This is a genomic window from Marinomonas sp. 63XJN7_9_ISO-PGPR-S23-217, assembly GCF_056173515.1.
Genome location: NZ_CM149678.1, coordinates 1701964 through 1714442 on the forward strand (window position 1 = coordinate 1701964; position 12479 = coordinate 1714442).

The following is a 12479-nucleotide window of genomic DNA, read 5'->3' on the forward strand; positions in this document are numbered from 1 at the left end:
GACCTAAAGCTGTATAAATATACAGTATATTTTTTCAGCTTGCCAATTTTTGGCACGGATTGTCTGAAAAATAATCAAAAAATTGCGTGTCTGCACTGGCAGCATGCCTTAAAGTCTTTTAGTATCAATGAATAAGAATATACGCATCAGAAATAACGTGCTGTGGATAAATGTGTAAACACGCATGCTCGTTTTTCCAGTTTCAGTTTCTGTGAGTAATTTCGTAAAGTAACTTTGATTCAGTTACTTACGGCGTTCATTAGAACTTTTTGGAATTGTCTAAAAGCGCATGCGCACTATTAAAATGTTATGCCATAGGGAGTAAAAAGTGATTCCTAACTATTGGAAAAAATTCGTAGAGGAAAACGGTTTGGAAGGTGCTTTTTGCAAAATTCCTCCCGACTCAGATTTAGCGAATTTAGACGAAGAAGGTTTGGATTTATATATCATGGATGAGTCAAGTTCGATTCAAGAAACTACAGAATACTATCCTGGTATGTATGTGAAGTCAGATGGGTACGTTCCAGTGGCTGGTTGTGAAATTGGTAGCGGCAATCCGTACTTCATAAATATAAATGATGGTGAGGATGGTTCCTTATATTGTATATTTCATGATGTGGTCACTGACGAAAATTATGATCCGTCTAAGGGTATTGTAAAAGTACTTGAGAGCTATCGAGACCTAGCTAAATATAAAGAGCTTTAAATAGAATGGAGTTATAGATAACAGTGAGGAAGCGCGGCATAACAAAAACGTGCAGCCGACGTTTTTCGTTCCGCCGATTGAGAATTGCTGCGCAATTTTATCCCAGTAGTCTCCACTCCAAAAACGCGGCTGACGTAGGCGTTATGCGACCTAAAGGAAATTGAGATTTATGGATAAATTTGGAATGCTTCAAGAACTTGGTGCGGGTGACTTTCAGCACCTTAACGGTTCATTGGAAGCGCACTTAAAAGGGACTCAAGAAGTTCTAGTGAACTGGGGTAGTAGCGAATTACTTCAAGTTGCAGGACTCTTTCACGCTGCTTATGGAACAGCGGGTTTCGATGAAAATATGGTGTCGCTAAGTCAGCGCCAAGAAATAGCACGAATTATTGGTTGTGACGAAGAAGCTCTAGTTTACTTGTATTGCTCATGCGATCGAGACTATGTATTTCCTCAATTTGGCAAAACGCCAGAAATCCAGTTCAAAGACAGATTTACAGGTTCAACCTTCAAGCTTGACAGTGCAATGGTGAAATTGTTTTGTGAGTTAACGGTCGCTAACGAGCTAGAGCTTGTATATAGCAGTGAAGAATTCAAGCTCAAGTATGGTGCTGAACTATTTGAGCTGTTTCAAGGCATGGACAGTTACTTAAGTCCCGAGGCCAAAAAAGCGTACAAATCAGCATTATCGAATTTCGCATAACAAGCAATTTAAGAGGGATTCACAACGCTTGGCATTTTTGCTTCTACTTCAAATTTAGTGTTTATGGCACAATGCTTTAGGCGTGGTGGTAGCGTTGTTCTCCCCTTAATTGGGCGTTCTATTTAAAGGGAATTGGAAATGGTTGAGTATATAAATGCGTTGTTACTAACATATACTGCGTTTATTTTTGCAGTACTTTCACCAGGCCCAAATGTTTTTGGTGTTCTTAATATCTCGCTAGAAAAAGGTAAAGCTGCGGGTTTATTGTTTGGTCTTGGTATCGCATTCGGCTCTTTGACGTGGGCGACTCTAAGTGTTTTAGGCCTGACTCAGATTATAGCTAAATACGCTGAATTACTATTTTTGATAAAGGTGTTTGGAGGGTGCTACTTAATTTATCTCGCCATCAAAGCCTATAAGTCAGCTAAGACTGAAGCCTCAGATAGGACCTCTAAGACACATGGGTTAATACCCAAACGATATTTTACCGGAGGTTACGCGCTGATGATGACGAACCCTAAAGCTGCGCTAGCTTGGGTTGCAATAGTATCATTATCTACATTTAACAACGCTCCAGCTTGGGTTTCAATTGCTGCAATCGTTGGCACTTTCACTCTTTCAGTAATTATTCACGTGGCGTATGCGTCAATATTTTCAAGTAGATCATTTGTAAGGTTTTATCGAAAATCGAGAAGCAAAATATTAAAGATTTTTTCAGTTGTTTATGGTGGGTTGGGGTTGAAATTACTTTCATCTACGAACTAAATAGAACAAATGTGGGCACAGGACTCGTTCCTCGCCCGTGCCACAAACGTTATACGCTTAATGAAAAATGATACAAAAAGGACGTTATGAAGTTATCTGAATTACAAAGTCATATAAAAGAATTCGATTATGCGCCAGAGCAATCTGAACACTATTTTTTAAAACTAATCGAAGAAGTTGGTGAATTATCGGAATCTATTCGCAAAGGTAAACGTGGGCAACCAACGCTAGATGAACTCAAAGGTTCAATCGCAGAAGAGTTATATGACGTCTTGTATTATGTTTGTGCTTTAGCCAATATTCACGGTGTAAACCTTGAGAAAACGCATGAACTAAAAGAAGTTTTGAACAAGGTTAAGTACAACCGATAGAACGCGTATAACAAATTGTTCAAGAGGGATTCAGCACGCGTGGCATTTTTACTATGCGTTGGTTTTAGTGATTAAGGTGGTATGCGGTAGCATCGGTGCTGCGTGCTTCACCCCTTAACAAGGCGTTAGAGGTACATATGGATTTAGAAGATGCGTTTAATTTAATTAATAGAATTGGAAATTTACCTCAAATTTACGATGAAATTGAAAAAGCAGTCTGTTCTGTTGTTCATAGCTACTTTCAAGAGCTTCTTGAGGTTGAGGAGCAAGAAGCTGTGATTATGGGCAAAGAAAACTATGACAGCTCTGAGTTAACACCTTACTTAAATAAAAAATCCGAAATACATAATAAGTATTGGTCTAACTCTGCAAAATTTTATCAGCCTTGTTCATCTAGCAGCAGCCCAGAGCATATTTGGGGATGTCTTAGTGATATTGAGGTTTTCCAAAACGGAGACGATGAAAATAATTTGTATATTTTCAAGGCAAAATCAAAAGATCCAGATAATGGTCTTTTAATAAATAAAGCATTTTTGCTTAAACTAGAAGACGATAAACTCTTAATAGAGCATGAGTTTTTTGGGTAATAAACCTCTAACAAGCGCAGGCACTCGGACAAATTTTCCGCTGCGCTTCAAATTTGCCCGGTGCTGCGGGCGTCGGACGTCAGCTCAGACGCGGTTGTGCCGTAACCTCAATTGACTACGAGTTATGAACATTATGAACAACGAGCTACTTAACCAATTGCTGGTGGATGATCTCGCGCAAAAGGTTGCTAAGGATTATGGCACGCCGGTCTATATCTATTCCGAAGACATGTTGTTGCGACAAGCTCAGCTCGCGCAGGCTATGCCGAATGCGTTTGGACTAAAAGTTAGATACGCGATGAAAGCAAACTCCAATATTTCCGTCGTGCGTACTTTGTACAAGGCTGGAGTTTGTATTGACGCTAGTAGCGGATACGAAGTCGAACGCGCGTTGCTTGCGGGTGTTGCTCCATCGGACATACAGATTACGGCACAGGAACTGCCAAACAACATCGGTGATCTGCATCGGGCTGGTGTATTGGTGAACGCTTGCTCTTTGATGCAATTAGAAAAGTTTGGTGCAGCGAGTCAGGGCGGAGAGGTTTCGCTCCGTATCAATCCTGGGCTTGGTTCAGGCCATACCAACCGCACGAATGTAGGCGGTATTAGCTCGTCATTTGGTATCTGGCACGAGCACTTAGATCGCGCACTTGAAATTTGTAAAAAATATTCGCTTACCGTCACTAGAGCCCATACCCATATCGGATCCGGGGCAGATCCGAACGTCTGGAAGAAAGTGGCGTTGATGTCTCTGGAGATGTGTCGAACACTGCCGGATGTTTCAATATTGAGTCTTGGTGGTGGCTTCAAGATTGCAAGAAATCGTTCCGAAGAAGGCGCTGATCTACAGGCAATCGGTTTTCCCGTGAAGTCAGCATTTGAGGATTTTTATCACGCCACCGGAAGAAAATTAGTACAGGAGATCGAACCTGGAGCCTTTTTGGTGGGAAATGCAGGGGGTATTATTTCTGCCGTTACAGATGTCGTGAATACCGGCAATGACGGATTCGAGTTTATTAAGCTTGATACCGGGATGAACGATTTTATTCGGCCTGGGATGTATGGGGGCATTCACGAAATTAGCACGCTTTCATCATCGGAGCATAAAAACGAAAAACGTAACTATCTGGTGGTGGGGCATTGCTGCGAATCGAGCGATATCTTAACGCCGATGCCCAACGACCCTGATGGGTTGAAGCCAATCGAGCTACCTGAGATGAAGATCGGTGATCTTGTCGTCATTGCTGGAACTGGAGCCTATTGCGCTTCAATGGCGGCAAAGAATTACAACTCATTCCCCGAGTCGGCGGAGCTTATGATCCGACAGGATGGTTCTGTTCAAGTAGTCCGACGTCGGCAGACTCTTGAGCAGTTGATTCAAAATGAAATAAATGTGGTTTCATAGGTGTGAACCAAAATTCATGTGAGTGGCTGTTGCAGTCATTACAAATATTTATAGGCTTGGTGCAGTAGACGCCCAACAAGTCGTTGCAGGTGACATTTGACCCGTCACCGATTTTTGCTAAACGCAAAAACGGCGTCGTCTCAAATGCACCTGAACTCAGGCGTTAGGTGCTAAGAGGAAATATGAAAGAATTTACTGAACTGTTGAGGATCGCAGAGCGTAAGTCTGAGTTTGATCAAAGCAACTCTTGGTCTAGTGGCTCTGAAACTTACCTAGCGGAAATGAAAAAAGAAATTGACGAAGTATCAGAAGAAATTCCAAAAAATCGTCAGTGTTATCTCGAAGAAGAATTAGGTGATGTGCTATGGGACTACCTGAATGTACTCACTGTCATACAAAAAGAGCAAGGTATATGCCCCAAAGCAGTCTTAACTCGTGCTATCAAAAAGTATGAAGAAAGGGTGTCTGGCATTGAAACGGGTGAGTCTTGGGCAAGCATAAAAGGACGACAGAAAATAGCTTTGGTACAGGAACAAAAAGATCGCACCTAACAAGCAATTTAAGAGGGATTCACAACGCTTGGCACTTTTGCTTCTACTTCAGTTTTAGTAATTATAACTTAATGGGACACCCATCGTAACTTGTTACGGCATCGAAGACGCACAAGACATCACCCATTTTAAAGGCTGGCGAGCGTATTTGGCGTCATTGGAATAGCAAGACACGAAAAAGCAAAGACTGCGAAAGCCACTTCTTTAGGGATAGAGAAGTGGCTTTTTTTGGGTCTTGTTCTATTTTTACTACTTGCCCCCCTTAATGAGGCGTTAGTTCTATAACCTACCCTTCCTGAAAATCCGTTGATATTGAGGAGTCAGCCCACTGTTCTAATTCTGCTATGCGATTATTGAGAGTATCGCGAGACATTGAGAGAGCATCCGAACCAGCAACAAGGCGGGCGGGGCGCTGACTAAGACCTGCCACATTAACAATTAGTTGTGCCAATTTTTTGGGGTCTCCTGGTTGCATATGGCTATAATCATCGTACTGTGATTTTTGGGTACTGACATCATTCTCATAGTCTTGAACTTGTATCTGACCGTAGCGCACTGAAGACGTATCCAAAAAGTCAGTACGGAAAAAACCGGGTTCAACGATGGTGACATCAATTCCAAAGCGAGCAACTTCCTTTGAAAGGCTTTCTGAAAATCCCTCGACAGCAAACTTGGATGCGCAATAGATGGATGCTCCATCAAACCCAATAGCGCCACCAATGGAGGAAAGGTTAAGTATGTAACCACGTCGCTGTCTACGCATTTCAGGTAATACTGCTCGAGTTATATGCATTAAACCAAAAACGTTGATGGAAAATTGCTGCTCAATGGACGAAGCCTCAATGGTCTCGAAGTGACCTAGCTGCCCGAAACCAGCGTTGTTCACTAGAATATCAACTCCTCCAAATCTCTCAACAGACTTTGCCACTGCTTTTTGTGCCGCCGCACTATTTTGCACGTCTAGCTCAATGCACTCCAACTGCTCTATGTGTGCATTAAATTGTCCTCGAAGTGTGGTTACATTGCGTGCAGTTGCGACTACATTATCTCCTTGCGCAAGGGCTGCTTTTACTATTTCGAGACCTATACCGCGAGATCCTCCGGTGATAAACCAAGTGTTTTTCATACGACTAATTCCTGTATTTCAGTAATGATTACCCCATGGATATGGGACGGTGTAAATGAAATATTGTCAGAAAAATGCTTTGATGCGATATATTGGTTTTCTCGCATTCTTGTACAATCCTCTGTTTCTTTATATTCTCGTTTATTAAGCGAAAATAGAGCTGGAAGGTATTTTAATGCGTTCAATTAATGACTTAACCGATTTGCTAGTGCAATTTGCACCGAGTGATGGTGTATTTCAGACGTCTATTCCCCGAATGTCTATTATGCGCTGTTCCGTACCTACCGCCCCCGAATTAGTTCTATACGAGCCTTCAATATGTGTAGTCGCTCAGGGTGTGAAAGAAGCAAGGCTTGATGATCAGACTTATCGTTATGATTCCGCCCACTACCTGTTGGGCTCTGTCCGACTTCCAGTTTTTGGAACCGTCATAAAAGCCACAAAAAAACATCCTTATGTTTGCCTTAGACTGGATTTGGATCCTGAAATCATAGTCGAATTGATGACATTATCGATTGAAGCAAAGAAAAACAACGTTATCTCTTCGGGGTTAAAACTAGGGGTAATGGATGATCAGCTAGTCGATACGGTGGTAAGGCTAGCGGAGACAATGAATGATCGACAGAGTATAGATGTTTTATCGCCATTAGTTGAAAAAGAATTGATTTGGAGACTACTTCAGCAGCCAGAGACTCATTCTATTCTTGCTCAAATGGTTACATCAGGCAGTCAGTTACGCCACATAAAAAAAGCTATTGAGTGGATCGAAATTCACTTCACAGAATCAATGACCACTAGAGATCTGGCCGACATCGCACTAATGGGACAATCTTGTTTTTATAAGCACTTTAAAACGGTTACTGGGACAAGCCCTATGCGTTTTAGAAGTCATTTGCGTTTAATGACAGCAAGACGCCTTATGGTTGTTGAGGGCTACGATGCTGCAGAAGCTGGATTTGAGGTGGGGTATTGTGAACCTGCGCAATTCAGTCGAGAATATTCTAAGTTGTTTGGTTATGCACCAAAACGGGATGCTAAAAGACTGAAAAACAGCTTTAGGGCCAGTATCAATCAGCTATAAAACTATTTATCGCAACTACTATGAGACACCCATCGTAACTTGACGATTCTTCTCTATGCTGTATATTTAACCAGTATATTTCTTATGGAAGAGAGGTTTCGCCATGCCAAGAGCCAGAAGTCAGCAAGTTAGTTTACAAGATACGCCTTACTGTCATTGTACTTTCCTTTGTAGAGAGTACGCTGTGTTCGTAGGGCGTTTTTGTGTGGAGAAGATCCGGTTTCTGGTGCAAGCTTTGAGCACCGCCGTGGCTGGGTTGAAGAACGTTTGTTATTCTTAGCCAGTGTCTTTGCTATCGATATTTGTGCCTATGCGGTAATGAGTAACCACCTTCATGTGTTACCCTCAGTTAGGCTTAAATAGTAGTTAACAGACTCAGGCATAAATACATTACCTTGAAAGCGGATCAGGTCATAGAGTCTAAGTATCGAGTATTGCCTAATGCTGAGGATTCGAGTAAAAAGAGTCATACCGTGATAAAAAATAAACGTAAATCCCGCCTAAATTTTGGGAATATCCCTTAGTAAGGGAGAAAAAGCACTGCGATATTAACAGGGACGTCGCCAATTCTGAAAAATCAAATCCCCTATAAATAACGCGGCCGTTCAACAGACGGTTATAGCCATGGCTTCGCCACTGTATAACCGCTTAGTAGTTCTGAGTAGAGTATGGAAATAGATACTGACATTAGGCTAAATTCGAAGCGCTGCTCCCTCCGATACATCGAAGAGAGTGATATTCCTTACATTTTTTCTGCTTCTAGATATGAAGGTTTTACGGATGGAATGCTATGGAGCCCGCCTGAAAGCGAAATGCAATTGGTCGAGCCGTTTAAGAACAATGTAAAAGCTTGGAGGGAGGGGAAAGGCTACTGCTTTACAATTGAAACTATAGAAAAGGCTGATTTTTTAGGACGAATAATGATTCGTAAAACAGATGCGCTTGGTGTGTGGGATATTGGGTTTTGGGTGCACCCAGAACACCAAGGTAATGGGTATATGTCAGAGGCAGTTCAATTAATAGTTAGCTTTGGATTTCAACGGCTTAATGCAAAATCAATTGAAGCATGTTATGCGCTATGGAATAAAGCCAGCGAATCTGTTCTAAAGAAATGCGGTTTCAGTTTCAAGGCATATTTGCCTCAAGGCTTTCTAAAAAATGGTAAATGGGTAGAAGAAAATTTGGTTGAGTTGACTATTCAGAAGTGGGTAGAAAACTCAGAACAAGTACAGGCAATGGACGCGAAAAAGACCGCACCAATGGTGTAAGTGTTAAATGCTCAAGGCGGAAATGAAAGAACTGCACGAAATCCTAGATGAAGTCAAAGATGAAAAAAGTTTCTTGGACTTTGCGAAAGCGCTGATGAAAGACCGTGAGGTTCATGAAGAAAAGCCTGTCGATGAGGTTGGTTGTGCTGGCGATTGGGCAAACAACGATATCGCTGGTTTCTTGGAGTCAGCTATTGCTTGGGCGGAAGATTCTGATTTTGGTATTAGGCAAGATTCAGATCTTCAGTCTAATAAATGGAAGCAATTCGCAGTGTTTTTGTATTGCGGAAAAATATATGAGTAATTCCGTATTTAACAAACAGCTCAAGCCGACCTCCACTGCGTTGTTTGTTTTGTGCTTTTCCGCTACGCTCGCACAAAACAAACAACTTCGTTCCGGCGGTTTAGCTGGGCGTTAGCACTAAAAATTAACATTCAAGTATAGGAGGCATAGATGGCCCTAAAAACGTTAACAGATTGGATGGGTTTTCTTTCTGGTGAGGAAAGAGTCCATAGAGAAGATGACTTAGTTGTTCATGTATATGGAGAGGGTGATAACTCATATATAGTTGTTGAAAAAGTTCTATCCAGATTGCCGAGCATTATTGAGCAATATACTTTTCATTCTGTTGGTGAAACTAATCCATTATTTTCTTTCTTTTGCTTTTTAAATGAGTGTGATTTTGATCTTAATAGCCTGATTTCAACAATCATTAAAGCAGATTATCTTGAAGAATCAATGAATGAAGTAGCTAGATTTGAAGATGTAGAAGTGGCGCGTTACGAAATCAGGGAGAACTAATTGCCATGGATAAAAAACGGAATATTGTATTAAAGAAGAAAAAGTTAGAACTTGATAAAGTATCGGATGCTAAGGGGATCGATAAACTTGAGAGAACCATTGTTGCTGCGATACAAGAACAAAAAGTAAAAAGCTCAAAACCATCTATACAGGAGTTTACAGAATGGGAGTAAGAGTTTTCACAAGTAAATTAATTAGTGAAGGCTTAAACGATTCTGAGCTGCAGCTAATAGTTTCAAAGTTCAAAGATTACAAAGAAAATGGTGATAATTTAGACTACTTTGGCCGGGATGTAAGTTTCAATAGACCAGCATCTGTAAAAGCTGCCGGTTTAATGCATGTGCATTTGAATGAGCGGAAACCATGGGGTGTAAGAGTTCTTCAGTTTGACCGGACGAGCGACACTCATTTGGTTTATTGCCAAGGATACTTCCACAAAGACTGTTACCTCTTAATTACACTCGTAAATGGTGCTCACGCAAAGTACCGAGATAATATGTTTATGCTTGGTTTAGCGGATATTGCTGAAGATTTTCGTAACAAGTTTTAGTGCTAACAAGCATACATACATAATGGGACACCCATCGTAACTTGACGATTCTTCCCTATGCTGTATATTTAACCAGTATATTTCTTATGGAAGAGAGGTTTCGTTATGCCAAGAGCCAGAAGCCAGCAAGTTAGTTTACAAGATACGCCTTACTATCACTGTGTTTCTCGTTGTGTTCGTAGGGCGTTTTTGTGTGGAGAAGATCCGGTTTCTGGTGCAAGCTTTGAGCACCGCCGTGGCTGGGTTGAAGAGCGTTTGTTATTCTTAGCCAGTGTCTTTGCGATCGATGTTTGTGCCTATGCGGTAATGAGTAACCACCTTCATGTGGTGTTGCATATCAATGCAGAAAAAGCAGCGAAGTGGTCTACATTAGAGGTTCTGCAAAGGTGGCATAAGTTACATAAAGGCACCTTGTTTACACAGCAATATGTAAGAGGGGAATCATTGCCAGACTATGCAATGGCTTTGGTAGAAGTGTCTGCTGAAGCTTAATAGAAGCCGCCTTATGGACATTAGCTTGTTCATGAAAGAGCTTAATGAGCCAATTGCTCGACAGGCAAATTTTGAAGACAACTGCACTGGTAGGTTTTGGGAAGGACGATTTAAGTCTCAAGCGTTACTTGATGAAGCCGCATTAGCGGCTTGTATGGCTTATGTTGATCTTAATCCGTTAAGGGCAAAAATAAGTGAAACGCCTGAAGCTTCGGAATTTACTAGCGTTAAAAAGCGTGTGGTCGCTGCTAAACATCAAAAGCAACCAAAATTGCTTTATCCTTTTGTCGGTAACCCCAGAGAAAACATGCCGGATGGCCTACCTTTTGAATTATCTGATTACCTTGAATTGGTTGATATGACTGGGCGAATCATCCGAGAAGATAAACGTGGCGCTATAAATGTCTCACTGTTGTCGATTCTTCAACGACTCAATATATCCTCAGAAAATTGGCTTCGTATCGCCACAGAATTTTGCGCAAGAACCGGTACTGTTGTTGGTGCCGAACAATCTATTGTGAATTATTGTGATTCAAATAAACTAAATAGAAAGCCAAGATCCAGTCATAACCGACTACTCGCTTAGCTTCATTCCAGCATTCATCGTCTTTCTTTATATACTAATCATGTATTGGTAAATTTACTCGCCCAAAAATCCAATAACCAGCCTTTTTTATCAGTTAGTTATCCCTTAACGAAACGATAAAAGATGAATTCCATATAAATTCTTTCTGTGAAGAAGATAGTTTTGTATGATGTAGATAGGTATTTAATATGGGTGTCTCGAAAAATCTCCTACCAGCGTTATCGCAAACGGAAGTGAGCCGGCTATTGAATGTTTTGATGCAAAAGCCTTGGGTTGTCTATTGCAAATCGGCGCTTGAATATCGCTCAACCTTGGTGACTTATTTAGCGCGCTATAGCCATCGTATTGCTTTATCTAACAATCGTTTCCAAGTGTGGAACAACGACAAAATCAGTCTTCAATATCGAGATTATCGTTCCGGCAAGCAGTCTCTTTTAACACTCACGCCACAAGAACTGCTAAGACGTTTTTTACTCCATGTATTACCAAGGGGGGTTATGCGCATCCGGCATTATGGCTGTTTGTCTAATGCAATAAGAGCCAAAGTGAAGAAGCGGGTAGATAAGCAGTTAGACATGAACGAATCGCGAGCCAAGGACGGCAGTGAAAAGGCTGCTGAGTCAGGTTGTTCATGTCCTGCTTGTGGAGAGCATGCAGTGATGTATCTTGGCGATGTATCTGAGAGTAAAGTGACAAAACGGCTTCGCATCCTGCAGTCATGGGACAATGGTAGTTAGCGTTAGTATACGGTGAGATCAGTGTATAAATCGGATCAGGTCATAAGGCCTGAGGGAATCGCTTGCCTCGCGGGTCAAATCGCGCTACAAAAGAGCAAATAAAGAATCAACATAGCAGCGATCAAAGACGATCTGAAGCGGCATCGTCCAGACAGACGTTGGTATTGAGCGAGTTATATAACAGGGAAGTCCCACCATGAAAAAAGCAAATCCCCTATATAGACAACGCAGCCGTTCAACAGTGGGTTATAGCCGCAGCTACGCTGCCGTATAACCCTTAATTGTTATGCATCACAAGGAGAATGACATGGAGCAATGCAATAACCCTGAATGTAAGAAGGAGTTTTACGTTAGTAGTATTGGTGGTGGGGTTCCTGGCGGTAAAGAGCTTGAGCCTGTTATCTGTCCGTACTGTGGTACAACTGTACGAACCGAAATGACATCGGCCACATTCACTACTCGAAAAGTCGAAGACATTAATAAATAGGAAGTATTTATGAGCCAAGAATATAAAGAAAAAATCGGTATTCCTGATAATCATGAGCTTGTTCAAACAGATACAAAGTGGGAGCAACGGAAAGGTCAAGACACGGATACATACTGGTACGACGAAGTTGATGAAGAAGGTAACGTGGTTGCTAAATACGTTGTAAAAGACTCCACTTCAATTTATCCACCTTTTGGCAGAAGTATTTCCTACGATAAAGTAGGTTGAATACAAATGCATAACAAACCGCTTAAATACGTTC

General features: G+C 41.4%; 17 protein-coding genes and 3 pseudogenes. 19 read left to right on the forward strand and 1 reads right to left on the reverse strand.

Going from position 1 to position 12479, the window contains the following annotated elements; genetic code table 11:
• Nucleotides 1-328 precede the first annotated feature (328 nt).
• The 7 genes from AC0VYI_RS07945 to AC0VYI_RS07975 all read left to right on the forward strand — a co-directional run bounded on the left by AC0VYI_RS07945 (nucleotide 329) and on the right by AC0VYI_RS07975 (nucleotide 5088).
• A complete protein-coding gene (locus AC0VYI_RS07945) occupies nucleotides 329-706 on the forward strand; it encodes a hypothetical protein (RefSeq protein ID WP_417884517.1) in 378 nt (125 codons plus the stop codon).
• 169 nt (nucleotides 707-875) lie between these two features.
• Entirely contained in the window at nucleotides 876-1409 is a 534-nt protein-coding gene (locus AC0VYI_RS07950) for a DUF6817 domain-containing protein (protein ID WP_475448504.1), read from the forward strand.
• 138 nt (nucleotides 1410-1547) lie between these two features.
• Nucleotides 1548-2174, forward strand: a complete 627-nt coding sequence (locus AC0VYI_RS07955) for a LysE family translocator (protein ID WP_199476210.1) — start codon at nucleotides 1548-1550, stop codon at nucleotides 2172-2174.
• Nucleotides 2175-2260: 86 nt separating this feature from the next.
• A complete protein-coding gene (locus AC0VYI_RS07960; protein WP_021452995.1) occupies nucleotides 2261-2545 on the forward strand; it encodes a MazG nucleotide pyrophosphohydrolase domain-containing protein in 285 nt (94 codons plus the stop codon).
• A 137-nt stretch (nucleotides 2546-2682) separates the two neighbouring features.
• Nucleotides 2683-3132, forward strand: coding sequence for a hypothetical protein (locus tag AC0VYI_RS07965; protein ID WP_475448506.1), 450 nt, complete (start codon nucleotides 2683-2685; stop codon nucleotides 3130-3132).
• 133 nt (nucleotides 3133-3265) lie between these two features.
• A complete protein-coding gene (locus tag AC0VYI_RS07970) occupies nucleotides 3266-4537 on the forward strand; it encodes a diaminopimelate decarboxylase (protein ID WP_475431693.1) in 1272 nt (423 codons plus the stop codon).
• A gap of 182 nt (nucleotides 4538-4719) precedes the next feature.
• Nucleotides 4720-5088: a MazG nucleotide pyrophosphohydrolase domain-containing protein gene (locus AC0VYI_RS07975; protein ID WP_475448508.1), complete on the forward strand. Its 369-nt coding sequence runs from the start codon at nucleotides 4720-4722 to the stop codon at nucleotides 5086-5088.
• Nucleotides 5089-5374: 286 nt separating this feature from the next.
• Here the strand turns inward: AC0VYI_RS07975 and AC0VYI_RS07980 are convergent, their stop codons facing one another.
• Nucleotides 5375-6214 carry an SDR family NAD(P)-dependent oxidoreductase gene (locus tag AC0VYI_RS07980; RefSeq protein ID WP_475448510.1) on the reverse strand — a complete coding sequence of 280 codons (840 nt, stop codon included), beginning with the start codon at nucleotides 6212-6214 and terminating at the stop codon, nucleotides 5375-5377.
• Nucleotides 6215-6389: 175 nt separating this feature from the next.
• Here AC0VYI_RS07980 and AC0VYI_RS07985 point away from each other — a divergent pair, with 175 nt between their 5' ends.
• From AC0VYI_RS07985 to AC0VYI_RS08040, 12 genes and pseudogenes are all read left to right on the forward strand, one after another.
• A complete protein-coding gene (locus tag AC0VYI_RS07985) occupies nucleotides 6390-7295 on the forward strand; it encodes an AraC family transcriptional regulator (RefSeq protein WP_475448512.1) in 906 nt (301 codons plus the stop codon).
• A gap of 103 nt (nucleotides 7296-7398) precedes the next feature.
• A pseudogene (locus tag AC0VYI_RS07990) lies at nucleotides 7399-7637 on the forward strand (transposase); the annotation flags it as partial.
• A 326-nt stretch (nucleotides 7638-7963) separates the two neighbouring features.
• Nucleotides 7964-8563, forward strand: a complete 600-nt coding sequence (locus AC0VYI_RS07995; protein WP_475448514.1) for a GNAT family N-acetyltransferase — start codon at nucleotides 7964-7966, stop codon at nucleotides 8561-8563.
• A 7-nt stretch (nucleotides 8564-8570) separates the two neighbouring features.
• Nucleotides 8571-8867: a DUF7660 family protein gene (locus tag AC0VYI_RS08000; protein WP_475448516.1), complete on the forward strand. Its 297-nt coding sequence runs from the start codon at nucleotides 8571-8573 to the stop codon at nucleotides 8865-8867.
• Entirely contained in the window at nucleotides 8860-8982 is a 123-nt protein-coding gene (locus AC0VYI_RS08005) for a hypothetical protein (protein WP_281197898.1), read from the forward strand. Before AC0VYI_RS08000 ends, AC0VYI_RS08005 begins: the two co-directional genes overlap by 8 nt.
• A gap of 35 nt (nucleotides 8983-9017) precedes the next feature.
• Entirely contained in the window at nucleotides 9018-9365 is a 348-nt protein-coding gene (locus AC0VYI_RS08010) for a hypothetical protein (RefSeq protein WP_067021112.1), read from the forward strand.
• 5 nt (nucleotides 9366-9370) lie between these two features.
• Nucleotides 9371-9538: a hypothetical protein gene (locus AC0VYI_RS08015; protein WP_175365335.1), complete on the forward strand. Its 168-nt coding sequence runs from the start codon at nucleotides 9371-9373 to the stop codon at nucleotides 9536-9538.
• Nucleotides 9529-9915 carry a type II toxin-antitoxin system YafO family toxin gene (locus tag AC0VYI_RS08020; protein WP_067021115.1) on the forward strand — a complete coding sequence of 129 codons (387 nt, stop codon included), beginning with the start codon at nucleotides 9529-9531 and terminating at the stop codon, nucleotides 9913-9915. Before AC0VYI_RS08015 ends, AC0VYI_RS08020 begins: the two co-directional genes overlap by 10 nt.
• 105 nt (nucleotides 9916-10020) lie before the next feature.
• A pseudogene (locus AC0VYI_RS08025) lies at nucleotides 10021-10993 on the forward strand (transposase).
• 200 nt (nucleotides 10994-11193) lie between these two features.
• Nucleotides 11194-11730 (forward strand): annotated as a pseudogene (locus AC0VYI_RS08030) (IS91 family transposase); the annotation flags it as partial.
• 307 nt (nucleotides 11731-12037) lie between these two features.
• Nucleotides 12038-12217, forward strand: coding sequence for a hypothetical protein (locus AC0VYI_RS08035; protein ID WP_475448519.1), 180 nt, complete (start codon nucleotides 12038-12040; stop codon nucleotides 12215-12217).
• 9 nt (nucleotides 12218-12226) lie between these two features.
• Nucleotides 12227-12445 (forward strand): hypothetical protein, encoded by a 219-nt coding sequence (locus AC0VYI_RS08040; RefSeq protein WP_475448521.1) that lies wholly within the window; start codon nucleotides 12227-12229, stop codon nucleotides 12443-12445.
• Nucleotides 12446-12479: the final 34 nt, after the last annotated feature.